Annotated in this window: 37 protein-coding genes and 1 pseudogene; 26 read left to right on the forward strand and 12 right to left on the reverse strand. The window is 36.2% G+C overall.

All coding sequences use genetic code 11. From position 1 onward, the window contains the following. The 3 genes from ACK1U5_RS18540 to ACK1U5_RS18550 form a co-directional block, all read right to left on the reverse strand. Positions 1 to 333, reverse strand: coding sequence for a DMT family transporter (locus tag ACK1U5_RS18540; protein ID WP_000312339.1), 333 nt, complete (start codon positions 331 to 333; stop codon positions 1 to 3). A 70-nt stretch (positions 334 to 403) separates the two neighbouring features. Further along, complete coding sequence (locus ACK1U5_RS18545) at positions 404 to 985, reverse strand: TetR/AcrR family transcriptional regulator (protein WP_002005730.1); 582 nt, start codon at positions 983 to 985, stop codon at positions 404 to 406. 96 nt (positions 986 to 1081) lie between these two features. After that, entirely contained in the window at positions 1082 to 2059 is a 978-nt protein-coding gene (locus ACK1U5_RS18550; protein WP_001273982.1) for a LacI family DNA-binding transcriptional regulator, read from the reverse strand. A gap of 314 nt (positions 2060 to 2373) precedes the next feature. On the opposite strand from ACK1U5_RS18550, the gene ACK1U5_RS18555 reads away from it, so the two are divergent. After that, positions 2374 to 2910 (forward strand): DNA polymerase III subunit delta, encoded by a 537-nt coding sequence (locus tag ACK1U5_RS18555; RefSeq protein ID WP_069604699.1) that lies wholly within the window; start codon positions 2374 to 2376, stop codon positions 2908 to 2910. A gap of 40 nt (positions 2911 to 2950) precedes the next feature. On the opposite strand, the gene ACK1U5_RS18560 is transcribed toward ACK1U5_RS18555, so the two are convergent. Next, the gene (locus ACK1U5_RS18560) at positions 2951 to 3334 is read right to left on the reverse strand and encodes a rhodanese-like domain-containing protein (RefSeq protein ID WP_000108653.1); all 384 of its coding nucleotides are present in this window, start codon (positions 3332 to 3334) and stop codon (positions 2951 to 2953) included. Positions 3335 to 3504: 170 nt separating this feature from the next. On the opposite strand from ACK1U5_RS18560, the gene ACK1U5_RS18565 reads away from it, so the two are divergent. Next, complete coding sequence (locus ACK1U5_RS18565; RefSeq protein ID WP_000514081.1) at positions 3505 to 4341, forward strand: lipoate--protein ligase family protein; 837 nt, start codon at positions 3505 to 3507, stop codon at positions 4339 to 4341. Positions 4342 to 4369: 28 nt separating this feature from the next. Here the strand turns inward: ACK1U5_RS18565 and ACK1U5_RS18570 are convergent, their stop codons facing one another. The 3 genes from ACK1U5_RS18570 to ACK1U5_RS18580 form a co-directional block, all read right to left on the reverse strand. Then, entirely contained in the window at positions 4370 to 5212 is an 843-nt protein-coding gene (locus ACK1U5_RS18570; RefSeq protein ID WP_069604693.1) for a hypothetical protein, read from the reverse strand. 200 nt (positions 5213 to 5412) lie between these two features. Next, the gene (locus tag ACK1U5_RS18575; RefSeq protein WP_000993589.1) at positions 5413 to 6084 is read right to left on the reverse strand and encodes a DUF1129 family protein; all 672 of its coding nucleotides are present in this window, start codon (positions 6082 to 6084) and stop codon (positions 5413 to 5415) included. Positions 6085 to 6089: 5 nt separating this feature from the next. After that, positions 6090 to 6407, reverse strand: a complete 318-nt coding sequence (locus ACK1U5_RS18580) for a PadR family transcriptional regulator (RefSeq protein ID WP_000556081.1) — start codon at positions 6405 to 6407, stop codon at positions 6090 to 6092. Positions 6408 to 6597: 190 nt separating this feature from the next. Between ACK1U5_RS18580 and ACK1U5_RS18585 the strand changes: the two are divergent. From ACK1U5_RS18585 to ACK1U5_RS18595, 3 genes and pseudogenes are all read left to right on the forward strand, one after another. After that, positions 6598 to 6843 (forward strand): annotated as a pseudogene (locus ACK1U5_RS18585) (spore photoproduct lyase family protein); the annotation flags it as partial. A 144-nt stretch (positions 6844 to 6987) separates the two neighbouring features. Next, positions 6988 to 7416 (forward strand): transcriptional regulator MntR, encoded by a 429-nt coding sequence (gene mntR / locus ACK1U5_RS18590; RefSeq protein WP_001143083.1) that lies wholly within the window; start codon positions 6988 to 6990, stop codon positions 7414 to 7416. 54 nt (positions 7417 to 7470) lie between these two features. Next, positions 7471 to 8133, forward strand: coding sequence for an HAD family hydrolase (locus ACK1U5_RS18595; protein ID WP_025966333.1), 663 nt, complete (start codon positions 7471 to 7473; stop codon positions 8131 to 8133). On the opposite strand, the gene ACK1U5_RS18600 is transcribed toward ACK1U5_RS18595, so the two are convergent. Both ACK1U5_RS18600 and ACK1U5_RS18605 read right to left on the reverse strand, forming a co-directional pair. Beyond that, positions 8130 to 8531: an SA1362 family protein gene (locus ACK1U5_RS18600; RefSeq protein ID WP_001014463.1), complete on the reverse strand. Its 402-nt coding sequence runs from the start codon at positions 8529 to 8531 to the stop codon at positions 8130 to 8132. The genes ACK1U5_RS18595 and ACK1U5_RS18600 overlap by 4 nt on opposite strands. 79 nt (positions 8532 to 8610) lie before the next feature. Then, positions 8611 to 9531, reverse strand: a complete 921-nt coding sequence (locus tag ACK1U5_RS18605) for a DUF1385 domain-containing protein (protein WP_000807121.1) — start codon at positions 9529 to 9531, stop codon at positions 8611 to 8613. 244 nt (positions 9532 to 9775) lie between these two features. Here ACK1U5_RS18605 and ACK1U5_RS18610 point away from each other — a divergent pair, with 244 nt between their 5' ends. The 4 genes from ACK1U5_RS18610 (at position 9776) to efp (ending at position 12402) form a co-directional block, all read left to right on the forward strand. Then, on the forward strand, positions 9776 to 10237 hold the full coding sequence (locus ACK1U5_RS18610) for a YqhR family membrane protein (protein ID WP_000076893.1): 462 nt from the start codon (positions 9776 to 9778) through the stop codon (positions 10235 to 10237). A gap of 79 nt (positions 10238 to 10316) precedes the next feature. After that, a complete protein-coding gene (gene aroQ / locus ACK1U5_RS18615; protein ID WP_000735147.1) occupies positions 10317 to 10757 on the forward strand; it encodes a type II 3-dehydroquinate dehydratase in 441 nt (146 codons plus the stop codon). A 4-nt stretch (positions 10758 to 10761) separates the two neighbouring features. Beyond that, positions 10762 to 11823 carry a Xaa-Pro dipeptidase gene (pepQ, locus tag ACK1U5_RS18620; RefSeq protein ID WP_000411041.1) on the forward strand — a complete coding sequence of 354 codons (1062 nt, stop codon included), beginning with the start codon at positions 10762 to 10764 and terminating at the stop codon, positions 11821 to 11823. A gap of 21 nt (positions 11824 to 11844) precedes the next feature. After that, positions 11845 to 12402: an elongation factor P gene (gene efp, locus ACK1U5_RS18625; protein WP_000626516.1), complete on the forward strand. Its 558-nt coding sequence runs from the start codon at positions 11845 to 11847 to the stop codon at positions 12400 to 12402. Between the two features lie 36 nt (positions 12403 to 12438). On the opposite strand, the gene ACK1U5_RS18630 is transcribed toward efp, so the two are convergent. Together ACK1U5_RS18630 and ACK1U5_RS18635 are read right to left on the reverse strand one after the other, a co-directional pair. Continuing rightward, entirely contained in the window at positions 12439 to 12759 is a 321-nt protein-coding gene (locus tag ACK1U5_RS18630; protein WP_000645695.1) for a hypothetical protein, read from the reverse strand. Further along, the gene (locus tag ACK1U5_RS18635; RefSeq protein ID WP_001164984.1) at positions 12740 to 13318 is read right to left on the reverse strand and encodes a GNAT family N-acetyltransferase; all 579 of its coding nucleotides are present in this window, start codon (positions 13316 to 13318) and stop codon (positions 12740 to 12742) included. Before ACK1U5_RS18635 ends, ACK1U5_RS18630 begins: the two co-directional genes overlap by 20 nt. Positions 13319 to 13509: 191 nt before the next feature. Here ACK1U5_RS18635 and ACK1U5_RS18640 point away from each other — a divergent pair, with 191 nt between their 5' ends. Genes ACK1U5_RS18640 through ACK1U5_RS18680 form a run of 9 tightly spaced genes read left to right on the forward strand, consistent with a single transcriptional unit; the run spans position 13510 to position 19019 of the window. Next, positions 13510 to 13791, forward strand: a complete 282-nt coding sequence (locus ACK1U5_RS18640) for a YqhV family protein (RefSeq protein ID WP_000816050.1) — start codon at positions 13510 to 13512, stop codon at positions 13789 to 13791. 27 nt (positions 13792 to 13818) lie between these two features. Continuing rightward, entirely contained in the window at positions 13819 to 14745 is a 927-nt protein-coding gene (spoIIIAA, locus tag ACK1U5_RS18645) for a stage III sporulation protein AA (protein WP_000665905.1), read from the forward strand. Then, positions 14739 to 15254, forward strand: coding sequence for a stage III sporulation protein SpoIIIAB (spoIIIAB, locus tag ACK1U5_RS18650; RefSeq protein WP_000238702.1), 516 nt, complete (start codon positions 14739 to 14741; stop codon positions 15252 to 15254). The genes spoIIIAA and spoIIIAB overlap by 7 nt, the downstream gene beginning before the upstream one ends. 14 nt (positions 15255 to 15268) lie before the next feature. Then, complete coding sequence (gene spoIIIAC / locus ACK1U5_RS18655) at positions 15269 to 15472, forward strand: stage III sporulation protein AC (RefSeq protein ID WP_000020914.1); 204 nt, start codon at positions 15269 to 15271, stop codon at positions 15470 to 15472. Between the two features lie 23 nt (positions 15473 to 15495). After that, entirely contained in the window at positions 15496 to 15879 is a 384-nt protein-coding gene (gene spoIIIAD / locus ACK1U5_RS18660) for a stage III sporulation protein AD (protein ID WP_077393170.1), read from the forward strand. A gap of 10 nt (positions 15880 to 15889) precedes the next feature. Beyond that, entirely contained in the window at positions 15890 to 17062 is a 1173-nt protein-coding gene (spoIIIAE, locus tag ACK1U5_RS18665; RefSeq protein ID WP_000946110.1) for a stage III sporulation protein AE, read from the forward strand. Between the two features lie 12 nt (positions 17063 to 17074). Continuing rightward, positions 17075 to 17707 (forward strand): stage III sporulation protein AF, encoded by a 633-nt coding sequence (gene spoIIIAF, locus ACK1U5_RS18670; RefSeq protein ID WP_001161032.1) that lies wholly within the window; start codon positions 17075 to 17077, stop codon positions 17705 to 17707. Then, entirely contained in the window at positions 17697 to 18359 is a 663-nt protein-coding gene (gene spoIIIAG / locus ACK1U5_RS18675) for a stage III sporulation protein AG (RefSeq protein ID WP_000368890.1), read from the forward strand. Before spoIIIAF ends, spoIIIAG begins: the two co-directional genes overlap by 11 nt. 15 nt (positions 18360 to 18374) lie before the next feature. Then, positions 18375 to 19019, forward strand: coding sequence for a SpoIIIAH-like family protein (locus ACK1U5_RS18680; protein ID WP_000914705.1), 645 nt, complete (start codon positions 18375 to 18377; stop codon positions 19017 to 19019). Positions 19020 to 19132: 113 nt separating this feature from the next. Here the strand turns inward: ACK1U5_RS18680 and ACK1U5_RS18685 are convergent, their stop codons facing one another. Further along, on the reverse strand, positions 19133 to 19327 hold the full coding sequence (locus ACK1U5_RS18685; RefSeq protein ID WP_002000935.1) for a hypothetical protein: 195 nt from the start codon (positions 19325 to 19327) through the stop codon (positions 19133 to 19135). A 469-nt stretch (positions 19328 to 19796) separates the two neighbouring features. Here ACK1U5_RS18685 and accB point away from each other — a divergent pair, with 469 nt between their 5' ends. The 8 genes from accB to ispA all read left to right on the forward strand — a co-directional run bounded on the left by accB (position 19797) and on the right by ispA (position 26187). After that, positions 19797 to 20285 carry an acetyl-CoA carboxylase biotin carboxyl carrier protein gene (accB, locus tag ACK1U5_RS18690; RefSeq protein WP_000472859.1) on the forward strand — a complete coding sequence of 163 codons (489 nt, stop codon included), beginning with the start codon at positions 19797 to 19799 and terminating at the stop codon, positions 20283 to 20285. Between the two features lie 16 nt (positions 20286 to 20301). Continuing rightward, entirely contained in the window at positions 20302 to 21654 is a 1353-nt protein-coding gene (accC, locus tag ACK1U5_RS18695) for an acetyl-CoA carboxylase biotin carboxylase subunit (protein WP_061138960.1), read from the forward strand. Between the two features lie 22 nt (positions 21655 to 21676). Further along, a complete protein-coding gene (locus ACK1U5_RS18700) occupies positions 21677 to 22069 on the forward strand; it encodes an Asp23/Gls24 family envelope stress response protein (protein WP_000807630.1) in 393 nt (130 codons plus the stop codon). A 346-nt stretch (positions 22070 to 22415) separates the two neighbouring features. Beyond that, entirely contained in the window at positions 22416 to 22808 is a 393-nt protein-coding gene (nusB, locus tag ACK1U5_RS18705; RefSeq protein ID WP_000830247.1) for a N utilization substance protein NusB, read from the forward strand. A 23-nt stretch (positions 22809 to 22831) separates the two neighbouring features. After that, positions 22832 to 23692: a bifunctional methylenetetrahydrofolate dehydrogenase/methenyltetrahydrofolate cyclohydrolase FolD gene (gene folD, locus ACK1U5_RS18710; protein WP_000226732.1), complete on the forward strand. Its 861-nt coding sequence runs from the start codon at positions 22832 to 22834 to the stop codon at positions 23690 to 23692. 26 nt (positions 23693 to 23718) lie between these two features. Next, complete coding sequence (xseA, locus tag ACK1U5_RS18715) at positions 23719 to 25077, forward strand: exodeoxyribonuclease VII large subunit (protein WP_000415249.1); 1359 nt, start codon at positions 23719 to 23721, stop codon at positions 25075 to 25077. Further along, positions 25067 to 25297, forward strand: coding sequence for an exodeoxyribonuclease VII small subunit (xseB, locus tag ACK1U5_RS18720; protein ID WP_000428423.1), 231 nt, complete (start codon positions 25067 to 25069; stop codon positions 25295 to 25297). The genes xseA and xseB overlap by 11 nt, the downstream gene beginning before the upstream one ends. Continuing rightward, on the forward strand, positions 25297 to 26187 hold the full coding sequence (gene ispA / locus ACK1U5_RS18725) for a (2E,6E)-farnesyl diphosphate synthase (RefSeq protein WP_000150374.1): 891 nt from the start codon (positions 25297 to 25299) through the stop codon (positions 26185 to 26187). Before xseB ends, ispA begins: the two co-directional genes overlap by 1 nt. Positions 26188 to 26459: the final 272 nt, after the last annotated feature.

The following is a 26459-nucleotide window of genomic DNA, read 5'->3' on the forward strand; positions in this document are numbered from 1 at the left end:
TTATGCAGCCTCCTTCGCTTCTTTTTCTTCTGTTACTCGTTTTAAACCAATTACTCCGAAGAAGATTAAACCGATTAATAAAACTTTTACGATAGAGAAAGGTTCTCCGAAAATGAAAATCTCTGTAAGAACGATTCCACCAGCTCCGATTCCTGTAAAGACTGCGTATACAGTGCCGACAGGTAAATCTTTATAAGCTCTAAATAATAAGACGAAACTAATTGTAATTAATAGAGCAACACCAGCCCATTCAAGTGGTGCCTCTGCTTTTTTTAGTCCAATCACCCAAAAGATTTCAATAATACCAGCGATGATTACATAAATCCATGCCATATGTCATTTCTCCTTCCTACCAGTCGTTAGGTAAAGGGCTTAAAAACGACGCATTGCAAAGGGCAATCCGTCAGTTTGAAAGTCCGCGCCAAAATACTTTCCAAGAAGCGTCTAAACGTGTCTCAAAACGATTTAAACCTGCGTATAATAGTTCAACCATAAGACCGTCGAGTAAGCATAGAAAAGCCTCTAAGGCATCTTTTACTTCAATGTTATGCAACTCATCTTGTTCGCTTGCTCTTTTAAATACAGGGAATAAAAGTTTTCCGACGTTTTCAATGTGTACATTTGCTTTATTAATAATTTGTTCGCGAAATGCATCAGGCGGAAAATAAGAAGTTCGTAACCAAAACATTGATTCTTCACTTTCACCAAATCGTTTTGCATACCCTTTTAATAATTTTAAAAGCAATTCTTCAGTGGACGAATTGGAAAAGCTTTCGATATCGCCTGTGAAGCTCTGCAAATCTTTTTGAAGAGCAGATTCTAAGCATATGAAATATAGCTCTTCTTTTCCTTTAAAGTGTGCGTAAATCGATGGTTTTTTAATCCCAACTTCTTGAGCAATATTTGCCAATGAAGTTCCTTCATAGCCGTAGCGTGCGAAATGAGAAAGTGCTACAGCTTTAATGCGGTTTGCTGTCATTTTCATCCCCTACCTACCGTTCGTTAGGTTCATTATATGAGATGGGAAATATAAAGTCAATAGGTGAAGAGCTGAGAAAGAGCGTTATAAGTAACGCTCTTTTTAGACAGTCTCTCGCTCAATTAAATGGAATGAAAGTTCTTTTGCACTGCCGACAATTTGCTCGCTTTGGATCTGCTTATGGAATAAAGAAAAAGCATGTGAGCCCATTGCGAGACCGGGATGTTCAATTGTGGAAATTTCTAATGCCTTTGAAATTTCATGATTATCAAATCCAAGGATAGCAAGGTCTTCAGGTACTCGAATACCATGTTTTCGAGCCTCTGTTAATAAACCAGCTGCAACTTGATCGTTCGCTGTGAAAATAGCAGTTGGACGATTTTTCATATTTAAAATACGATGGAGTATTTGTGCTCCGTCCTGCATTGTATAGCATTGGTGGAAAATCCATTCAGGATGCAACGTTTTCCCTTCGTTACGAAGTGTATCGGCGAACGCTTTTTCGCGCTCCATGGAATTTACACTTGTTTTTCTTGCTAAACAAATTCCGATTTTTTCATGGCCTCTACTTAGTAAATAGGCAGTACCGAGACGGAAACCTTCATAATGATCTACGTAGATGGATGAAATGAGGGGATGCTTCATTTTTTCACATGAAATAATAGGGGCAAATTTTGCAAAAGGTTCGATTTGTTCCCAAGAGCTCGTTCGGGAGCAAATAATCATCCCATCAAATTGTTTCATTTTCATCATTTCAAGAACACGAATTTCTTCAATGCTATCGTAATTCGTTTGACATAAATTAATGTGATATCCGGCAGCTAACGCTTCGTTACCGATTCCTTCAATAATCGTACTGAAGTAGGGGAGGTTAATGAAAGGAAGCATAACGCCAATTGTATATGTTTTCCCTCTTATTAAATGGACAGCATTTATATTTTTTGCGTAGTTTAATTCTTCAACAGCATCTAGAACACGCTTACGCTTTTCTTCTTTTACGTAAGGGTGATTATTCAGGACACGAGAAACAGTTGATATCGATACACCAGCAGTTTTAGCAATTTGTTTTATATTGGCCATATGTATCACCTCTTTCCCTTATTATAAAGGGAAAATAATAAGAAAGAAAAAATCTTGACCTGAAAAGCTTTTCACAAACTATGGTATTAATAAGACTTCTTTTTATTCGCGTAACCTTTTCACTTGGGCGTAAGAATGATAGGGGTCTTTTTTGTTTGCAAAAAGTGTTGTCAAAATGTGTGAGAATAACGTGGAAAGTTTTCAAAGGTGGAGTTTGGTGACAAAGCGAATATGAAGAGAATATCAACGCTTCGTTCGTTAAGAGAGCGGTATGAAAGGGCGGAAACAAATTGAAAAAAAGAATCATTTGTTTCGTGTTTTCTAGTTTCATGCTTAGTTCGTGTTCGTTTCAGCAAACGATGCAAGAAGAAAAACACTTTGTGGGAACAACAGGAGGAGCTATGGATCGTGTTACGGATCCTATTCCGCTAAAGGAACTTCCAAAATATTTTCCGGTGAAGTTTAAAGTTCCAACGTTTTTACCGTACGACATTACAAGTGATGTGAAGGGGGAAGTAAGAACGCTTGGGAAAAAGAACACTGTCTTAACGATTAAATATAAACAGAAGGAGTCAGGTAGAAATGAGTATATTGAGTTAAATGTCGCGAACTTTCCTTATAGTTTTCCGGATCTTGTGGAAGAGAAGCGATTTCAAGAACAAATGAAACTGAATAATGGAACGTCTGCTTATTTTAAAAATAAAGATGATTATGAACGTGGTGACGAATTTGCTACGTTTATATGGAAAGAGAAAGGAATTGAATATCAACTGCTGTATCGGAATGTAGAAGAGAACGATGAAAAGGTAATCAAGCAGAATTTATTATACATTGCGAATAAGATGAAATGAAAAAACTAGCTGATTTATTCAGCTAGTTTTTTGTATGTTATTATTTCTTTTTAATTTTGCCTGTCCAAGATTTAAATCCACCTTGTAATTGGTAGAAATCTTTGTAGCCTTGTTTTTTTAAGTATTGCGCTGCACGACCTGTACGGAATCCGCTTTGGCAATATAAGTAAACAGGTTGATCTTGACGAAGTTCTTTATGGCGAAGGCGAATTTGTGATAACGGAATGTTACGTGCACCTAAAATATGCCCTGCGTTATATTCGTCTGCTTCACGAATATCGATAAGCTGTGCTTTACGGTAGCCAGCGCGAAATTCTTCTTCTGTAAGAGTTTTAATTAATTTTTTCTGATAGAAGTACATCCATACAGTGTAGCCGATAAATGCTACGATTACGGCTAATAAAATAATCCAAGTTGTTGACACGATTCTATCGCTCCCTTTTTTCTTATCCTACTTTCAATATTATAATGCCCTTATGTATTTATGCAACAGATTCATTTGCATATAAGAAGAAATTTCGTATTCTTTCACAAATTTTGTCGAATTTGGTAGACTAGAGAATGTGAAAAATAATTGGTTATATGAGGTGCAGGATGGGAAAAGAAAAATGGTGTTATATTAACTCTGGTCAATGTTCACCGGCATTTAATATGGCGTTAGATGAATGTTTATTAAATTGGCAAAGTGAAAAGAAAATGCCACCAACAATTCGTTTTTATGAATGGGAAGTACCAACATTAACAGTTGGGTATTTTCAACGTGTTGAAAAAGATATTAATATGGATGTAGTTAACGAAAAGAAATATGGATTCGTTCGTCGTCAAACAGGCGGCAGGGGTGTACTACATGACAAAGAGTTAACGTATAGTGTTATTGTGTCTGAAGATCATCCGAATATGCCGAAAACAGTTACAGAAGCGTATCGTGTTATTTCGCAAGGTTTATTAGATGGTTTTAAGGCATTAGGGTTAGAAGCATATTATGCAGTTCCAAAAACAGAAGCAGATCGTGAAAATTTAAAAAATCCACGTTCAGGCGTATGTTTTGATGCACCATCTTGGTATGAAATTGTAGTGGAAGGACGAAAAATTGCTGGTAGTGCTCAAACACGTCAAAAAGGTGTTATTTTACAGCATGGATCGATTCCATTAGAAATTGATTTAGATGAACTATATGATCTATTTTTATTCCCAAATGAACGTGTGAAGGAACGTATGAAGAGTATGTTCTCTTCTAAAGCAGTAGCAATTAATGAATTAACAGACCGTACATTTACGATAGAACAGTTAATTAAAGCGTTTGAAGTTGGCTTTGAAAAAGGATTGGATGTAGAACTTGTTCCATATGAATTAACAGAAGAACAGTTACATGAAGTTCAAACGTTAGCGAAAGAAAAGTATGAAAGTAATGAGTGGAATTATAAAAAATAAGAGGTGGCGATAGCCACCTCTTATTTTTTTATAGTAAATTAAGTACTTTTTCTACTTTGATTCCTTTATCTTGTAAAGAACGAAGGCGACTTACAACGTCCATAATTTCTTTGTCAAATGTAACGCTAATACCTTGGCTTTGTAGTTCTTCTTTTAAGCTTTCAATAGAATCATCTATGTCGATGCCAAGCTCGTAATCTTGACAAACTTCAATTGTCTTTTTCACGAGTTTAACATAATTTTCTTGTAGTTTTGAATTTGTTTCAGTCAAAGCAGGCTGCTTCGGTTTTGCAGGAGCAACCGGTGCTGTCTCTTGCTTTGTAACTGGAGTAGGGACTGCTTTTTTCACAGGCGCTGGAGTAACTAGTTCTACAGCTGCTTCTACGCTTACTGGCTTCGGTGTCGGTACCGGAGTAGGCTTAGGTGCCATAGCAGGTGTTTCCACACGCGTAACAGGCTTAGGAGCAGGCGTAATTGCTTTTGGAGCTTCTACAACTACTTCTTTTTTCGGTGCTGCTTCTACCTGTATTTCTTCTTGCTCGGCAGCTTCTTTATTTTCTTTACTCCACATAACGCGTTCAATTTCTAGAGAAACATTGTTTTTGTTCATCGCTGTTAATGTAACTTTACCAACTTCAGCGTTTCCAGTGAAATCAACAATTTTATAAATAACACTCTTGTTCCAATCCACGTTTCCGCTCAAAAATAATTCTTCGTTACATTTCGGCGTTAAGCCCTCGATTTTAATTTCTGCGTTTACACCGTTTTCACTATATACCATAATTAGCGAAGCATTTACATCTTCGTCTGCTAACATTAGTTCACGTACCATTTTGCCGGTGCGTACTTGCGTTTTCTTCTTAACTGACATCTAATTTCTCCTCTCAAAAATTCAGTAATAATAAAAAATCGTATAACGAAAAATAATTGCTCACGAAGATTTATGATACCGATAATAAAAGCATCACGTCAACAATTAACTTTAATTATTTTGCATTTTTCTTATTTTCTTTATGAAATTTTTCAATTTGTAAAATTAGACAGAAGAAAAAACAGCCTTTTGAAGGGCTGTTAAAAATTTGATTTTTTGTATAGTAGTTTATATAAAATAAAAAATAAGATTGCGATTAAGGCGTTTTGCCAAAAAGTTAGATGGTAAATGAAATAAGGTTGTTTTCTGAAATAAATATTTACGAATATAGCTGAACAAAATGGAGTAGCAAAAGCGAACCCGAATAGAATTCGTTTTTTCCAATTTATCTTTTTATTAAAAGAATAACGCTTTAATAAATATAAAATAAGCAGTATTCCTAGTACAATTAATGAAATAGACAAAGTAGTTCCAGGGATGCTAAAAGGTGGACTTATTATATCGGTATCTTTTTCAAACAGGAAAATGAAAAGAGAAGCAAGGGTATCCATTCCAAACTGTATAGCAAGGAGTAAACTAATAACAAAACCAATTAAAGAAGTTTTTTCTAATTTTGTTTGGGCGGGTAAAGCAGCTATAAGTTCATCGCAGTAAGATTGTAAATCATTTCCGAAAATGTCATAAGCATTTTTATTCTCAGCTTGTGCTTCGATAAGGTGGTCTAATATTTCTAACAAAAGTTCTTCCACTTGATGTTCGGGTACATTAGATAACCGAAGATATACTAACATATCACCATAAGCAATTTCGTTTTCGGAAGTTAGAAGCTCACGTTTTTTATTATTCAATTCAATCATGTCTTGTGCATTCATCCCTATCACTCCCCCTGTAATAAGTTATTTACCGTAGTAGAAACCATTCCCCAGCTTTTTTTAAATTCTTCAAGTTGTTCTAGCCCTTTATCGGTTACGTGATAATATTTTCGCTTTGGACCGAGTGAGGAAGCTTTTAATGTTCCTTCAATCAATTTTTCTTTTTGCATACGTAACAATAATGGATATATGCTTCCTTCGCTTACAAATGTAAATCCGTGTTTATTTAATTTTGTACTCAGTTCATATCCGTACACTTCTTCTTGTGAAATGATGTATAGGATGCAACCTTCTAGTACACCTTTTAACATTTGGCTGTGCATGATTTCACCACCTTTTATCCAGGTAACTTGCGTTGCAAGGTAGCTGGTATCCAAATTATAACATTCAGTAACTTGCAACGCAAGTTACTGGGGTGGAAAACTTTAATGTCCCCCATACTAACGAGAGGGCGAAAAGCATATGAGACCATTTACGCCAAAGCTCGTTTACTTTGAACGAAAGGCACTTGAATATCCACTTGGTTTTATAGTTGCGCCAATTTAAATGCATGAAGAATGGGAAGAAGGATACCGTAAACTATTTGAGCGACAAAGATATGACGATACCAAATTTAACGTTTGAATTGATTCAGCATTGTTTTCCGAAACCATCGGAAAATATGTATATAAAAAAGATGATGCAGCAGTATTAAAAGAAACGATAAGAGGTTATAGAAATGAGTTTTTTCTTAATGCAGAAATACAATATTTTACTTAAGGTGAGTCTGTATGCAAATATAGATTCTTTTTTGTTTTATATATTTAGGCTCGTTTTCAACTTGTCACGTTATTCTTTCTGGTGTATCATTTTATTGATTGCTTCGTACGGAATAAGCAAAATGAACTTGGATGGAGGAAACCGATGCCTACCCCTAGTATGGAAGATTATATTGAACAAATTTATTTGTTGATTGATGAAAAGGGTTACGCCCGCGTATCTGATATTGCTGAAGCGCTTAGTGTACATCCATCCTCTGTAACAAAAATGGTGCAAAAATTAGACAAAGATGAATATCTAATTTATGAAAAATATAGAGGGCTTGTATTAACAACAAAAGGTAAAAAAATCGGAGAACGTCTCGTATATCGTCATGACTTGCTAGAGCAATTTATGCGTATTATCGGTGTGGATGAAAGTAAAATTTACAATGATGTAGAAGGAATTGAACATCATTTAAGTTGGGAAGCAATTGATCGCATTGGTGATTTAGTGGAATACTTTGAACAAGATGCAGTCCGAGTGGAAACACTTCGTGGTGTTCAAAGAGCAAATGAAGAGAAAAGTAATTAAGGGGAACGTATGGCGTTTCCTTTTTTATTTCAATTCGAAAAGGATGGGAGAATTATGAAAGCAATTATTTTTGATTTTGATGGATTAATTGTGGACACAGAAACGATATGGTTTCACTCTTTCAGAGATGCTGTTCGTGAATACGGTGGGGAACTACCTTTAGAGGAATTTGCGAAATGCATTGGAACAACAGATGAGGTACTTTATACATATTTAAATGATCAATTAAAAGAGAAGTTTAACAAAAGTGCATTAAAAGAAAAAGTGGCAACTTTACATAAAGAGAAAATGAGAATACCAGAAGCTCGTGACGGGGTAAAAGAATATTTAGAAGAAGCGAAAGAAATGGGATTAAAAATCGCACTAGCTTCTAGTTCTTCTAGAGAATGGGTTATTCATTTTTTAGAAGAGCTACAAATTCGAGAATATTTTGAAGTAATTAAAACGAGAGAAGATGTTGAGAAGGTAAAACCAGATCCAGCTCTTTATCGAGTTGCAATAGAAGAATTAGGAATTAAGCCGTCTGAAGCTGTTGTATTTGAAGATTCATTAAATGGATTGAGAGCAGCAGTTGCAGCGGGATTAACGTGCGTTGTGGTACCTAATGATGTGACACGGAATTTACCATTTGAAAATCATCATCTTCGAATTGAAAGTATGAGAGAGAAAAGTTTAAAAGAAGTGCTTCAAAGTATAAAAAAAGACCGTATTTCCTAAAAGGAAGCACGGTCTTTCTTTTTGCTTTTTTTGCCTTCAATGACAGTTAAATGAGACTGTTTTCTTTTTCGTTTCAAAGTGGAAGAATTCCCTTTTTTACTTTTGTCATTAGAAGTATTTGACTTAAAGAAAGAATTGCCTAGGGGTGCTACATTTTGTTTCCCATGTTTGCGGTTCGATTGTTTTGCCGCACGCTTATATGAGCTTTGTGAATTTGCAGAACCACTGGAATTTGTAAACATCTTGTATAGCAAGTAAAAGATACCAACAACAAGTAACATGTACCCGATATTTCTTAATACACCCATGGGATTTGTAATAACAGATGAAACAAGGCCGAATATTGCCAATCCGATAATAAGCACAAATATAGCGAAAGTAAACGAACGACCGTTCATAAGGGACACCTCCTAAAAACGTATATTAAAATTAGTATATTAACGATGAGGAAAGGAGTTGAACACCATTTTTAAATAATTATTGTTTGTTCTCTAAACGTAATAATTCTTCAAACGATGCAATTGCTACTTCCACTTGATCATCTGTTGGTTCTTTCGTTGTTAATAGTTGTAGCCATAATCCAGGATATCCAAGTACGCGTAATACGGGAATATCTCGTAATCGATTTGTAAATTGTAATACTTCAAAAGAAATACCAAGTACAACTGGAATTAATAAAATTCGGTTTATAACTCGTGCCCAAAGAGGATCTGTAGGGACTAGGAAATAAACGAACATTCCAATAATGACTGTAAATATAATAAAGCTACTGCCACATCTATAATGGAGACGAGTTTGCTTTTGAACGTTTTCTACAGTCAGAGGAAGGTTATTCTCGTAAGCATTGATTACCTTATGCTCTGCACCGTGATACTGAAATACCCGCTTAATAAGTGGGGTTAAAGAAATAAAGTATATATAGCTCAATAATAGCATGAGCTTAATGACACTTTCGACAATGATTTGCCCAGTATGAGACGGGAAAATCGGTCTTGTTAATTCAGCTAATAGTGCAGGAACTGCTGTGAAAATGACTTTACCGAATATAAAAGATAAAACGCCAACAGCTGCAACTCCTAATACCATCGTTAATTTTGATTGTTCTTCTTTTTTATTTGCAATTTGTTCATCATCTTCTGGGTGGACGTCAAATCGTTCTGAAGCGAAGTTTAAATGCTTTGCTCCATTCGCACTTGCATCCACAATAGCGGCAATCCCTCGTAAAAATGGAATTTTTTTTAGGGTAGATAGTACTTTATTACGAACGCGTGGTAATCGATAAAATTCAATCGATTTATCTTTACGACGAACCGCTGTAACAGTATATTCTCTACCGCCAAACATAACTCCTTCTATGACCGCTTGCCCGCCATATATTTGTTTTGACTCTTCTGCCATGTTAACACCAACCTGTATTTGTTTCTCTCTTATGTAGAAAAAGAGGCAATTGTCATACTGGGTTCTGTCGTTTTGAAATAAGACAATCACCGAGTTTCCTTTATTTTATCGGCAAATACAAGTAGATGACAAGGGAAAATGTTATGAGAGTCGGACATTTCTTATTCTTTTTATAGACAAATTTCGCAGGATTTAAACATGCTTCAAAATAGTTTCGGGCATACTATTGAGCGGAGGTGTCGATGTGAGTCAAGAACAATTAGGAACAAGGAATTTTGTGCAGATTGGTTTGTTTGGTGGAATCTTTTGGGGCGGGGTATGGTATTTCCTTCATATATTTTCATTCACGGAGGCGGGCCCGAATTATTTCCTTTTACCATTTGCGTTTGGAAGTTGGAAAGAGGGTGTATGGGGCAATGTGTTCGGAATAGTGTGTATGGGACTTCTTTCAATTTTGATTGCCTTTTTGTATAAAGCATTTTTTGCAAAGTTTGAAGGGATTATAGCGGGAATTATTTATGGGCTATTTTGGTGGGCACTACTGTTTTTGGGGATGGGTTTAATGGCTCCTGTTATTAAAAGTGCGCTCCATTTACCAAAAGAGACAATTGTGACGACAATATGTATTTTTATATTGTATGGTGTGTTTATAGCATATTCTGTTTCTTACGCAGTAAATAGCAATAAAGCAGAACAAGAAGGGTAAGAGAAGACGAACTATTCAAATAAGTAACTCCTATGTTAAAATATTGTATAGATATTTAATATTAAGGAGTTTTAAGAATATGAAAAAGTTACTCCTCGTAAACGGTCCTAACCTAAATCGCCTCGGTGTTCGTGAGGTAAATGTATATGGAAAGGGCACGCTAACGACACTTGAAGCAGATATGAAGCAAGAAGCAGAAACAATGGGAGTGGAGTTAGAATGTTTCCAATCGAATCATGAAGGTGCCATTATCGACATTATTCATGAAGCGGAAGATATATATGAAGGGATCATTTTAAATCCGGGAGCATTTACGCATTATAGCTATGCGATTCGTGATGCCATTGCGAGCATTTCGATTCCTGTTATTGAAGTACATATTTCTAACATTCATCAGCGTGAATCGTTCCGTCATGAATCTGTGACGGCAGCTGTTTGTGCAGGTCAAATTGTAGGATTTGGTTTTTATGGCTATAAGTTAGCGTTATTTGCATTAATGGAGAAATTGAGGGAGGCATAAAGTAATGGAGAAAATTGAAAGATTACGAAGTGCATTTGATGAGGCTGGTATTGACGGTATTTTGTTAACAAATGAACATAGTCGTAGATATATGGCTAACTTCACAGGAACAGCAGGCGTTGTTCTTATTTCAAAAGATCGTGCTCAATTTATTACAGATTTCCGTTACGTCGAGCAGGCAAGTAAACAAGCGGTTGGATATGAGGTTGTACAGCACGCAGGATTGATCATTGATGAAGTGGCAAAGCAAGTGAAAGAGCTTGGAATTCAAAAGCTTGGTTTTGAGCAAGATACTCTTACATATAGTTCTTATTCAGTGCATAAGGAAGCGATTGATGCTGAATTTATCCCGACTTCTGGACTTGTAGAAAAGTTACGCTTGATAAAGACTGATTCAGAGATTAAGATATTAAAGGAAGCTGCACAGATTGCAGATGCTGCCTTTGAGCATATTCTATCATTCATTCGCCCGGGAGTATCTGAAATTGAAGTGTCAAATGAACTTGAATTTTTCATGAGAAAACAAGGAGCAACATCTTCTTCGTTTGATATTATCGTTGCTTCAGGTCTTCGTTCGGCATTACCGCACGGCGTGGCATCTGAAAAAGTGATAGAAACAGGAGATTTCGTTACATTAGACTTCGGCGCTTATTACAAAGGATATTGCTCTGATATTACTCGTACGATTGCAGTCGGTGAACCATCTGATAAATTAAAAGAAATTTATAATATCGTTTTAGAAGCACAACTACGTGGTGTGAACGGTATTAAAGCTGGTTTAACAGGTCGCGAGGCTGATGCGCTAACGCGTGACTACATAACGGAAAAAGGATATGGTGAATACTTTGGACACTCTACTGGTCATGGAATAGGTCTTGAAATCCATGAAGCACCAGGTTTAGCGTTCCGTTCTCATACAGTACTTGAACCAGGTATGGCTGTAACAGTAGAACCAGGTATTTATATTCCAGGTATTGGCGGCGTACGTATTGAAGATGATATCATTGTGACAAGTGAAGGTAATGAAGTAATTACGAAATCACCAAAAGAACTTATTATTTTGTAATACACAGGAGGATTTTTTTACATGATTTCAGTAAACGATTTTCGTACAGGTTTAACAATTTCAGTGGACAATGCCCTTTGGCAAGTACTTGATTTCCAACACGTAAAGCCAGGTAAAGGTGCTGCATTCGTTCGTTCTAAACTACGTAATCTTCGCACAGGTTCTGTTCAAGAGAAAACATTCCGTGCAGGTGAGAAAGTAGAAAAAGCACACATCGAAAACCGTCGTATGCAATACTTATACGCAAGCGGTGAGGCTCACGTATTTATGGATAACGGAACTTATGAGCAAATCGAACTTGGTGAAAAACAAATCGAGCGCGAGCTTAAATTCCTAAAAGAAAACATGGAAGTAGCAATCATGACTTACCAAGGCGAAGTACTTGGTGTTGAACTTCCAAACACAGTTGAATTACAAGTTACAGAAACAGAGCCTGGTATTAAAGGTGATACTGCTTCTAACGTAACAAAACCAGCTACATTAGAAACTGGTCTTGTTGTACAAGTACCAATCTTCATTAACGAAGGCGAAATGCTTATCATCAACACTGGTGAAGGTAAATACGTTTCTCGTGCATAGTAGAAAAGCACTCGTGATAATTCACGAGTGCTTTTTTTATAGGAAATAGGGTAGATAGTAAATAGCTGTTATTATAAAACTGACTAAAACAAGTGAAAGAGTACCCATAATAGATGGAGTCAAAACAATTTGAAATGGTTTTATTTCGCCAGTCTCAACGCCAGTTAATGTTTTACTTATTGCGTGATCTGTAATGTTATTTCTATGGTTACTCATAATAATTAACCACATAATTGCAAATATTGCTAAACTACCAAGGAAAAAGGTCTCTATAAATGACCAACCGACCAATAATGAAAAAAGATAAATAAGAGCTAATTCTACTACAACGGTTAAACTAACTTTCAATGCCTTCATATTTTTCCCCCTCATTCTGTAATTTCAACCAGTTTAAAAAATTTTCACGTGACACGACATGCAGAGAGCAAGGTGACTTTACTTCTTTCTCTAGTGCAGCGTGTTCGTCTGGAAACTTGTTTTCCACATGCAATGAAATATAAGGTAGTTTTTCTTGTGCTTTTAAAGAGCGGATATTATTCGTTTTAGCACCAGCAAATACGTAGGAAAGTTGTAAGTCTAAAAAGGCGATTTTAAAGATTTCTTTTTTAGCAGCCTCGTTATAGCCTTTTCCCCAGTACGGATAGCCGAGCCAACTACCAATGTGAGATTGCTTTTTCTCATTATTAATATGTTTAAGTGTGGTGAGGCCAATTATTTCATTTTCTTCATTCACAATCATTCTCGATAAGGATTTCTTTTGACGCTCTTCGTCTATTGCGAAAAGAAGAAATGTTTTCGTGTCTTCGATGTTTTCTACCGTTATCCCCAATGCATTTTTTATATGTGGATCACTTGATAGCTCGAAAATCACATTTGTATAGCATAAATCTAGTGGTAATAAAGTGACGTGCTGCATGGTTTAAACCTCTTTTAAACTAAATATACCATAATATACCATGAAATAATATGAATATTCAGATTGTAATTCGGAATTTAGAGAAAAATTATGTTTTTACTTCTGAAATAGACAACCTCTGCATATGGTTGTACAAATATATTCTTTTTTAGAATACGAAGTTAGTAACTGTTACGGGAGAAGGTGGAAGAATGAAACAGTGGCTAGCGGCAATGGAAACATCCGTGCTTGTTATGGGGGCACTTCGATTATTTTCAGGTAGTGCGGAGATATTTGCTGCTTTGCTTATGCTTTATGTGAATGATGCGAAGAAAGCGTTGTTTATAAATGGTATGTTGGCGTTTGTTGGACCTACCGTATTAATTTTAACAATGACAATTGGGATAGCGAGTGTAGCAAGTGAAATTTCTTTCTTGAAGCTCTTTTTTCTAGCGCTTGGAATTTGCTGTATTTTTATCGCATTACTGAAATAGTAAGTCGAGTATAGTGGGGAGAAGCCGATGAAAGAGGTATTAGAAGTTTTACCAAAAACGATGAAGTACTTAATTGAAGAATGTAAGCAATACGATGCTTTAGAGGAAATTCGTGTTCGAATTGGAAGGCCGCTAGAGTGTATTGCACACGGAAAGGTGTTTTTTTATGACTATATCACTACTGCAGAGGATGCTATTTACTTATTGAATAAGTTAAGTCAATTCTCAATTTATACGATGGAAGAGGAATTAAAACGTGGGTATGTGACGCTTCGCGGGGGGCATAGAATCGGGTTAGCAGGAAAAGTTATTACAGAAAAAAGCGCAGTGAAAATGATTCGTGATGTCTCTTCCTTTAATATTCGTATTGCTCGTCAAAAAATAGGGATTGCTGAACCGCTTTTGCCATATTTGTATGAAAAAAGGTGGTTAAACACGATGGTAATTGGCCCTCCCCAAACGGGTAAAACGACACTTTTAAGAGATGTAGCACGTTGCATGAGTCAAGGGGTAAGTGCTTCGGAAATTCCTTCCTGTAAAGTGGGGATCGTTGATGAACGGTCAGAAATTGCTGGTTGTGTGAAAGGGATCCCGCAATATGATTTTGGTACCCGAGTCGATGTGTTAGACGCATGTCCAAAGGCAGAAGGAATGATGATGATGATTCGTTCTATGAGTCCTGATATTTTGATCGTAGATGAAATTGGCCGTAAAGAAGATAGTGAAGCAATTATGGAGGCAGTGCATGCAGGTGTCCAGCTTTTTATAAGCGCACACGGATTTTCCTATGAGGATGTTGTGAGACGTCCATCGCTCAAGGCAGTGCTAGAGCTTGGTATATTTGATAGGTTTGTGGAGTTGTCAAAAGCGAGGGGTCCAGGAACGGTTATGCAGGTGAAAGATAAATATGGAAAACCAGTGTTATCAAATAGAAAGGCTGAGGGCGTATGGTGAAAATATTTGGTGCAGTGTTAATCGTTGCGGTCAGCACCTTTTTCGGGTTTTCGTATGCTAAAAGATACAGTGAGAGACCGAGGCAACTTAGGTTATTAAAATCAGCACTTCAATCATTAGAGGCAGAAATTATGTATGGACACACACCTTTATCTGAGGCTGCCGAGCGATTAGTTAAACAAATGCCAAAGCCATTAAATTGGATATTTCAAAGTTTCGCTAAAAAACTAGAAAGTGGAGAACAAACAGTAAGGGAAGCTTGGATAGATAGTTTGAAAGAGAATTGGAAGTTGACGGCTTTTCAACAAACCGAGTATGAAATACTGCAGCAATTTGGTGAAACGCTCGGGCAACATGATCGTGAATCACAACAAAAACATATTCGCTTATGTATTACACATTTGGAGAGAGAAGAAGAGGAAGCGAAAGCTTTACAACTGCAATACGAAAAAATGATTAAGAGCTTAGGGGTACTAGCAGGGCTACTTATTGTAATTTTACTGCTATAGGGGGGAGAAAGGCGATGTCCATTGATGTTGGATTAATATTTCAAATCGCCGGAATCGGCATTGTTTTAGCTTTCATTCATACTGTACTAAAAGAATTGAAGCGTGAGGATATTGCAAATTGGGTTATCCTTGTCGGTTTTGTCGTCATTTTATTTCATGTTGCATTTTTAATTAATACGCTATTCGACAAGATTAAAAGTGTCTTTCTCTTCCAGTAAAGGAGGCGGTTCGAATCGAAATTATACAAATTGTCGGATTAGGCCTCGTTGCTACGTTTTTAGCTGCTGTTTTGAACCAGCATAAATCTAGTATTACATCTTTATTTATTGTGTTCGTAGGTAGCGTGATGTTTCTTATTTTAATCGATCAAATTCATTCTATTTTACAAATGATTGAGAGAGTAGCGAGTGAAGCGAAAGTTAGCAACGTCTACGTGGAAACGTTACTAAAAATTATTGGAATTGCTTATATTGCCGAGTTTGGAGCTCAAATTACAAAAGATGCTGGTCAAGGTGCCATCGCTTCGAAAATTGAACTTGCTGGGAAAATCTTAATTCTCGTTATGGCAATTCCTATTTTGACGGTTGTAATTGAAACTATTCTCGGATTTTTACCGACGGGATAAGGGGGAGTGAATGTTGAGGAGGTTTGGAGCTAAGCTGCTATTTGCTTGCTTCCTTTTCTTTTCTTTACCGGTTGTTGTACAAGCTTCTCCTGTAGAAACAAACGTCGTTGATCAACAATTGGATAAGCTCGGAATTGAAGATGTGAAGCAATTTTGGGACGGGCTTGTTACAAAATATGGTGGCTATTTGCCAGAGAGTCAAAAAGGGAGTTTTATGGAGTTTGTAAAGGGAGAAAAAGAATTCTCTCTAAAAGAGTGGATGATAGGGTTATTAAAATATTTATTTCATGAGCTTGCAGCTAATGGAAAACTGCTTGGCACACTCATTATGCTCACAATCTTTAGTGCATTGTTGCAATCACTGCAATCCGCTTTTTCAAAAAGTAGTGTAAGTAAAATTGCTGATGCTGTTGTATATATGGTACTTATTATTTTTGCTTTAAATAGTTTTTATGTCGTTATGACATATGCAAGAGAAACGATACAAACAATGGTAGATTTCATATTAGCGCTATTGCCAATTTTATTGGCGCTTATAGCGACTGGTGGCGGGGTTGTATCTGTATCTTTCTTTCATCCGATTATCATTTTCTTAATGAATACAAGCGGGCTTCTTATGAATTATATCGTTCTACCGCTTTTATTACTGGCAACGATATTAAGTATTGTAAGTACAATGAGTGATCAATATAAAGTTACAAAATTGTCCAAGCTTCTGCAAAACGTTAGCGTTGGGATTATCGGTATCTTCTTAACGATTTTTTTAGGGGTATTATCTGTACAAGGAACAGCGACAGCCGTTGCTGATGGCATAGCTGTGAAAACTGCTAAATTTGTAACAGGAAACTTCATTCCAGTAGTTGGAAGGATGTTTACGGAAGCGGCAGATACTGTTATTAGCGCATCAGGATTATTGAAAAACACAGTCGGAATTATTGGGCTCGTCATTTTATGCTTAATTGTTGCTTTTCCTGCGATTCAAATTTTCTGTATTGCATTTATTTATAAATTCGCAGCAGCAGTATTACAACCGGTTGGCGGCGGAGCAATTATTCAATGTTTAGACATTATTGGAAGAAGCATCATTTACGTATTTGCTTGCTTAGCTATCGTATCATTTATGTTCTTTTTAAGTATTACAATTATTATTGCTGCGGGGAATATTACACTTATGATGCGGTAGGAGGTGAAGAGTATGCAATTTGTTACAGAGTGGATCAGAAATATTATCGTTTTTTTGCTCTTAGCGACAATGCTTCATCTTATTCTTCCAAATTCGAATTTGCAAAAATACGTTAAATTTGTTGTAAGTCTTTTGTTAGTCGTATTAATTTTAACACCCCTTTTTAAACTATTGCAGACAGATGTAAATGAAGTAATTGCAAATTTTAATGAAGAAAAGTACGTAGCAGAAGGATCTGTAAAAAATTCAATAGATTCGAAGAAAAAAGAAATACAAGCTCTAACACGTGCATATAGTTTAGAAGAGATGGCTACCAAAATGAAAAAAGAAGTAGGAAAAGAGTTTGAGAAAAAGTATGGTATGGCTGTCTCTGAAATACAAATAGTCGCAGCAGAAAATATAGAAGAAGTAAAGTCAGCGAAAGATATTCAATCTGTTGTTGTGACGTTGAAAGAAAAAGAACGTAGTAAAAATGATGCAATCGAAACAGTAAAGCCAATTGAAATTAACACGAAAGAGCCTCCAAAAAAAGTGGAAGAAACGAATGGAGAAATGAAAGATTTCTTTTCAAGCAGGTGGCAACTAGAGGGTAAACAAATCCAAGTTCAAATGGAAGGGAGGACAGGTAGAGTAAATGGACAATAAAGATAAAAATTCGAAGTTCTCATTTTTTCGAAACTTATTGAATGGGGATCAAAAAGAAAGCAACGAGAAGGGTAAAAAGGTAACACCTAAGTTTTTACTTGTCCTACTCATACTTGGAATTTTGCTTATGTTTTCTAGTAGTCTCTTTTCAAGTAAAAAAGAAGAAGTACCTGTATTTAAAGAACAAAAAACTCAAAACCAAGAAAAAGACGTACCAACTTTCGGACAAAAAAGTAATGATAGTATGTCAAATGTAGAAAAATATGAAAAAGCGTATGAACAAGAATTAAAAACTGCTTTAGAAGAAATAGCAGGAGTAAAAGACGTAACGATTAAAGTGAATTTAGATTCATCTGAAGAAAAAATTTTAGAAAAAAATACAGTGAAACGCTCACAAACAACAGGTGAAACAGATAAAACAGGCGGTAAGAGAGAAGTAGAGGACGAGTCTCTTGATGAAAAGACTGTCATTATACGTGAAGGGGATAAAGAAACTCCTGTTGTTTTACGAACAGAGAAGCCGAAAGTACGTGGTGTTCTTGTCGTAGCAAAGGGAGTGGATAATATACAAGTTAAAGCAATGGTAAAAGAAGCTGTGATAAGGCTGCTAGATGTACCGGCCCATCGCGTTTCAGTTTCACCGAAAAATTGATAGGGAGGAAATAAAGTGTTAAAAAAACAAACAGTTTGGTTATTAACGATGTTAAGTTTAGTTGTTGTACTATCTGTGTATTACGTGACAACTCCTGACAAAATGAATACAGCATCGCCAGCAACAGGTGAAAAGATTGGACAAGAAAAACAAGGTACTGATAAAGCAGTAACAAACGAAGCGCCTAAAGAAACTCCGAAAAAAGAAAATACAAGCAAAGAAACAATAAATAAAGAAACAGACAAAAAAGAAAATGCAAAAAAAGAAACAAGTAAAAAAGAGGGCAATGTATCAGTTCAATCAAGTGATGAGAATTTCACAGCTTTACGTATGCAAATGGAAGATCAGCGTAGTGAACAAAAAGCAAAATTACAAGAAGTGATGAGTTCAACAAAAGCTTCAGCAACAGAAAAGAATAAAGCGAAAGAAAATTTTGATGCCATTACGACAATGGAAACGAAGCAAGAATTACTTGAGACAGTAATTAAATCTCAAGGAGGATATCCAGATGCTCTTGTAAGAGCTGATGGTACTGATATTAGAGTAACGGTTAAAGCGGCAAAACATTCACAGAAAGAAGCAAATAAAATTATTCAACTTGTAAGAAGTGAAGGCGGATCAAAAGATGTAGGTGTGAAATTTGATCCACCAGCGAAATAAGTGAAACCTTAATCCGTAGGGATTTCCCTACGGATTATTATCTTTTACTAAGCAAAGGGTATGCAAATAGTAAAATAGAGTATGTAAGTAAACGTGTGTATAGAAAAAAGCTATCATTTTCGATAGCTTTTTTCTATTTCGTCTTTGTAATTATTTTTACTATGTTCAACTCGGAATGGAGAAACACGTTGTGAGTAAAAGATTAATGGTTCATGGTACTGATGATTACTTTTTCCGGATTTGACGTGGATGCAAAGAACGCATGCCCAAACGATTACGGCAGGTAAAAAGAGAATGAGCCATATCATATTTCCACACCTCGACACAATATATTTTCTACACTTTGAACATACTATTCTTATATGAAGGAATGATGAATGGCGTGTAAACAAAAAAATAATATTTGGTAAAAATATGTTGTTGACTATAGATGTGGTGAAGAGTGGAGAGGGGATGGCATTTTTGCTGTGTAACGTTTTGAAAAAGTAGTGAATGTTTTTTAAGAAGTGGTCTTGCCAATTTCGTGTGAAACTTGGTATTATTACTAGGTATTAAATTTTTATTGGAATAATATTTTTACAGGAGTTTCGATTTATTATAAAGAAATATAAATTGGAATGTTTAAAAAATTTATCGTAAGATGGAAATAGTAAATATTTCTATTAGTTAATGAAATATATTTTCTAATAGAATACATCGTATTTTTACAGTCAATCTAGTTTTCGTGACGAGAATCTGTAAAAACGGGACAAACAAGAGTATGGGAGTGGATTTTACATGTTTAAAATTCAAGAAGTTCGCGAATTAATTAAATTAATTGATAGCTCTAATATTGATGAATTTGAATACAAAAAAGACGGTACAACAATCAAAATGAAAAAGCGTGGTAATGAAGTTGTTGCTGTGCAAGCACCTGCAGCAAAACAAGCTATGCAACCAGTAGCGCCTGTTGAAGTTGAAACGAAAGTAGCAGCAGCACAAGCAGAAGCGCCAAAACAAGAAGAGAAGAAGGCTGTTCAAAATGAAAACCTACATAAAATCACATCACCGATGGTAGGTACATTCTATTCTTCTTCTTCGCCTGATACACCTCCATATGTAAGTGTTGGGGATAGAGTATCGAAAGATTCTATCGTATGTATTGTCGAGGCTATGAAGTTATTTAACGAAATTGATGCTGATGTAGAGGGCGAAATTGTTGAAATTCTTGTTAATAACGGACAGCTTGTTGAGTATGGACAACCGCTATTTCTTGTAAAAGCGTAATAAGGGAGTCTTTGTGATGATAAAAAAAGTATTAATAGCCAATCGTGGGGAAATTGCTGTACGAATTATTCGTGCTTGTAAAGAAATGGATATTGAAACAGTTGCAATTTATTCAGAAGCAGATAAAGAGTCACTTCACGTACAGATTGCAGACGAGGCGTATTGTGTAGGACCAACGATTTCGAAAGAAAGCTATTTAAATTTGACAAACATTATTAGCGTTGCGAAGTTAACAGGCTGCGATGCTATTCATCCGGGATACGGATTTTTAGCAGAGAATGCAGATTTCGCAGAGTTATGCCGTGAATGTAACTTGATTTTTATCGGTCCAAGTCCAGAAGCTATTTCAAAGATGGGCACAAAAGACGTTGCTCGTGATACAATGAAAGAAGCAGGGGTTCCGATTGTACCAGGTTCACAAGGGATTATTAAAAATACCGAAGAAGCGATCGAGCTTGCTGATCAAATTGGATATCCAGTTATTATTAAAGCGACTGCAGGTGGCGGTGGAAAAGGTATTCGTGTTGCACGCCATGAAGAAGAGCTTATAAAAGGAATTCAAATTACACAGCAAGAAGCTAGTACCGCTTTTGGGAACCCTGGTGTATACTTAGAAAAGTACGTTGAAGATTTCCGCCATGTTGAGATTCAAATAATGGCAGATACACACGGAAATGCCATTCATTTAGGAGAGCGTGATTGTACAATTCAGCGCCGTTTGCAAAAACTATTAGAAGAAAGTCCATCACCTGCACTTGATGAAGATATTCGCAAGCAGATGGGTGAAGCGGCAGTTAAAGCGGCGGTAGCGGTTGATTATACAGGTGCTGGTACGGTTGAGTTTATTTATGAATATAAAACGAAAACCTTTTATTTCATGGAGATGAATACGAGAATTCAGGTTGAGCATCCGGTTACTGAAATGGTAACGGGAATGGACTTAATTAAAGAGCAAATTCTTGTTGCTTCAGGAGAAAAGTTATCGTTACAGCAAGAAGAAGTACAATTTAATGGTTGGGCAATTGAATGTCGAATTAATGCGGAAAACCCTGCCAAAAAATTTATGCCATCTCCAGGTAAAGTAGAAATGTACTTACCACCAGGAGGATTTGGTATTCGCGTCGATTCAGCTGTATATCCGGGATATTCAATCCCACCTTTCTATGATTCGATGGTTGCTAAATTAATTGTTCACGGAAAAACACGTGAAGAGGCAATTGCAAAAATGAAGCGCGCACTTAGTGAATTTGTCATTGAAGGCGTACATACAACAATCCCGTTCCATTTGCAATTGCTAGATCATCCTGATTTTGTAAAAGGTGAGTTTAATACGAAATTTTTGGAAGAGCATGAACTTGTGACGCAGTGATACATTAAAGGAGGTTTTTTTCATGGCTGAACATATGTTAGATATGGGTCAAGATACAACTCTTGGTAAAGTAGAAATTGCACCAGAAGTAATTGAAGTAATTGCAGGTATTGCAGCTGCTGAAGTAGAAGGTGTAGCGGCAATGCGCGGTAATTTTGCTACAGATGTTGTTGAGAAGTTAGGTAAGAAAAATCATGGTAAAGGTGTAAAGGTTGAATTAGCAAACGAAGATATTATCGTTGACCTTTATGTTGTAATGTATTTTGGTGTAGCAATTCCAGTTGTTGCACAAAAGATTCAAGACAATATTCGCCAAGCACTCTTTACAATGACAGGACTTGAGCCAAAAGAAGTGAATGTTCACATCGTTGGCGTAACATTCGAAACACAAAAAACAGAAATCGAACCAGTGTAAGAATGAAAAGGTGCCTAGTAACATAGGCATCTTTTTTATCGTTTCATTTCTTCACAAATTACAACCCTCTAATTATTATACTATTTCAAAAAATAAGAAATAAACAAGAAAATGTGTCGTTTTTCCAAAAAACGTACATTGTGATAAGATATGGAACTTGAAGTTAATCTTTTTATTATTTTTCAGCCTTGTAACCCGTGTGTGAAACGATAAATTGTGTTATTATCATTGTATTATAAGGTTGGAAAATCAATGAAAACTGTAAGAGTAAGTGAATTGACGGCTTATAAATTATAATAATATAACAAAGTATAAGGAAAGACTTGAAGCATAAAGGAGAGTTACAATGAAACGTAGGACGGCTAGAGAAAGAGCAATGCAAGCATTATACCAAATGGATATTACAGGTGAATTAGAACCGAAAGTAGCAGTGGAAAACACGCTGGATGAAGGCGAAGAAACAAATGAGTTTCTAGAGTCACTTGTAGTAGGTTTTGTAGAAAATAAAGAAGCAATCGATGAAGCGATTCGTCAAAACTTAAAAAAGTGGAAGCTTGAGCGTATTAGTATTGTTGATCGCAGTATTTTACGTGTAGCTGTGTATGAAATGAAGTACATGGAAGAAATTCCACACAACGTAACAATTAACGAAGCAATTGAAATTGCAAAAACATTTGGGGATGAGGAATCTCGTCGTTTTATTAACGGCGTTTTATCTAATATAAAAGATACACTGTAAATTCTTTAAGGGGGAATCTTAAAATGGTAGCAGTAATCATCAAAGGAAATGAAGTTGCGGAGAAAAAACGAGCACAATTAACAGAAGAAGTTGTGAAGTTGAAAGAGCAAGGTATTGTACCAGGATTAGCAGTTATTTTAGTTGGAGAAGATCCAGCATCTCGTTCTTATGTGAAAGGAAAAGAAAAAGGCTGTGAACAAGTAGGGATTTACTCAGAGCTAATTGAACTTCCTGAAACAATTACTGAGGAACGTTTGCTTGCTGAAATCGATCGCTTAAATGGAGATGACCGTATTAATGGCATATTAGTGCAATTACCTTTACCAAAACATATTGAAGAAAAAGCTATCATTGAAAGAATTTCACCAGAAAAGGATGTAGACGGATTTCACCCAATCAGCGTGGGACGTATGATGACGGGACAAGATACATTCCTTCCATGTACACCGCATGGTATTGTAGAATTAGTAAAAGAAACAAATCTTGATATTTCTGGAAAACATGTAGTAGTAATTGGAAGAAGTAATATTGTCGGTAAACCAGTGGGACAATTGTTTTTAAATGAAAATGCCACTGTAACATATTGTCATTCTAAGACGCAAAATATGAAAGAGTTATCGAAGTTAGCTGATATTTTAATCGTAGCTGTTGGACGACCTAAAATGATAACAGCGGATTATATTAAAGAAGGAGCGGTTGTAATTGACGTTGGTGTTAACCGTTTAGAAACAGGAAAACTTTGTGGTGATGTTGACTTTGACAATGTGTTAGATGTTGCGGGTTACATTACACCTGTGCCAAAGGGTGTTGGTCCAATGACAATCACAATGCTTCTTCATAATACTGTTGAATCTGCCAAACGTGCAGGTGTCGTTTGTAAATAATTTGAGTCGGCTATGAGGAGAGAGAAATGGAGAAGCAATATTTAACCGTTACAGCGTTAACACGCTATATAAAAACAAAAATAGAATATGATCCGCATTTGCAGTCTGTTTGGTTAAAAGGTGAAATTTCCAACTTTAAAAATCATAGCCGTGGCCACATGTATTTTACATTGAAAGATGAAAATGCAAGAATCGCAGCGGTTATGTTTGCGGGCCATAATCGTAATATTAAATTCAAACCTGAAAATGGGATGAAGGTACTCGTGAAAGGGAAAATCTCTGTTTACGAGGCGAGTGGTTCTTATCAAATTTATATTCAAGACATGCAGCCTGACGGAGTCGGGAATTTACATTTAGCGTACGAACAGTTAAAAGTTCGTTTAGAAGAAGAAGGACTTTTTTCTCAAGTTTATAAAAAAGCGATTCCTCCTTACGCTAAAACAATAGGTGTGATTACGTCGCCAACAGGAGCAGCGATTCGTGATATTATAACAACGATTAAACGTCGTTATCCAATTGGGAATGTTATTGTATTTCCGGTACTTGTACAAGGGGAGTCAGCGGCTCCCTCGATTGTACAAGCGATTCGTACAGCGAATGAAATGGGAGAGATAGATGTACTAATCGTTGGTCGTGGTGGAGGTTCTATTGAGGAATTATGGGCTTTCAATGAGGAAATGGTTGCAAGAGCAATCTTTAAGAGTGAAATTCCTATTATTTCGGCAGTAGGCCATGAAACGGATTTTACAATCGCAGATTTTGTTGCAGATTTACGCGCGCCAACACCGACTGCAGCAGCTGAGCTGGCAGCACCTAACATTATAGAGTTACAAGAAAAGGTATTACAAAGAACTCTGAGATTGCAAAGAGCAATGAGAGAGTTAGTACATAAAAAAGAAGAAAAACTACAAGTGTTGCAAAAATCGTATGCGTTCCGTTATCCAAGACAAGTATATGAGCAAAAGGAAGAGCAATTAGATAGAGCGCTAGAACAGCTTGTTTTAGCGAAAGAGCGCTATATTGATAAAAAGGTGAATCAGTTAAAGCAACTTTCATTTTATTTAGAGAAGCACCACCCATCTCAAAAAATTATGCAAACGAAGGTAGCTGTTGAAACGTTGCAAAAGCAATTACAACGTGAAATGCAAACGTTACTTCAAACGAAAGAATTTGCCTTTGTAAGAGCTGCTCAAAAACTTGAAGCGTTAAGTCCGCTTAAAGTAATGATGAGAGGGTACGGGCTTGTATATGATGAAGAGAAGCAAGTGTTAAAAAGTGTGAAAGATGTAAGCCTTGGAGATGCTGTTTCAGTTCAATTACAAGATGGAATACTAGATTGTAGCGTATCAGGCATAGAGGAGCGTGAATTGAATAATGGAAAATAAATTAAGCTTTGAAGAGGCAATTTCGCAACTTGAGCATCTTGTTTCTAAGCTAGAACAAGGTGACGTACCTTTAGAAGAAGCGATTTCTTATTTTAAAGAAGGTATGGAATTATCTAAGCTTTGTGATGAGAAGCTGAAGAATGTACAAGAACAAATGGCAGTTATTCTTGGGGAAGATGGAGAGCTTGAACCGTTTACTGCTTTAGGAGATGAAGCATAGTGACGATTGCTTTTGATACTTTTTTGAAAGAAAGTAAAACTTTCGTAGAAGAAAAACTTGTAAGCTATGCAAATGAATTACAATGTCCAAATGTACTTCGTGAAGCGATGGCATATTCTTTGGAAGCGGGTGGAAAACGTCTCCGCCCGTTACTTTTGTTTGCAACATTACAAGCGTTTGGGAAAGAAAGAAATCTTGGAGTAGGTGCAGCTTGTGCTCTTGAAATGATTCATACATATTCATTAGTTCATGATGATTTACCTTGTATGGATGATGATGATTTAAGAAGAGGAAAGCCCACAAATCACAAAGTATTTGGTGAAGCGATGGCAGTTTTAGCAGGAGATGGCTTATTGACGTATGCTTTTCAAGTTATTATGGCATATGAGCAAAAAGAAATTTCTGCCGAAAAAAAAGTAAGACTTGTACTTGAACTTGCAAAAGCAGCAGGACCAGAAGGAATGGTTGGCGGACAAGTGGCAGATATGGAAGCTGAAGGGAAACGCCTTACGATTGATGAATTGGAGTACATCCATAAACATAAGACCGGAAAACTGCTTGAATTTGCTGTACTTGCGGGTGCGATACTTTCTGATGCGACAGAAGAGCAAGAAGAAAAGTTGCTTACGTTTGCCAAATATATCGGTCTAGCTTTCCAAATTCGAGATGATATTTTAGATGTCGAAGGAACTGAAGAAGAGATTGGAAAACCGATTGGTAGCGATCTTTCTAATGAAAAGAGCACATATACAACGTTGTTTACTGTAGATAGAGCAAAAGATATTTTAGAAGAAACAATTGCAGAAGCAAAAGGTGCGATTAGTTCCTTGCAATTACAAGATGAATATTTACTATCTATTTGTGATTTGATTGCAAAACGTAATAACTAATATAACAGCGTTTTCATTTGTTGAGTCATTCATCATTTTATGATATAAATGTAGGAAAAGGTTTTTCTTTTCTTGTTATTGGCAAAAATATATGTAGATTACATTGCCGTTATCACTTCGTGTTAGCGGCTATTTTTTTCATCGCCTAAAGAAATATGGTTTATAATAGGATTAGGGCGCAATAGACTGGTTAATAGCGGGACAAGACGAAAAATAGAAAAGAGAATTTCTTGTTTTGTGTAAATGTTTTTTATAATATTTGACATGTTGAC

The sequence above is a fragment of the Bacillus sp. XB1 genome, assembly GCF_053557995.1.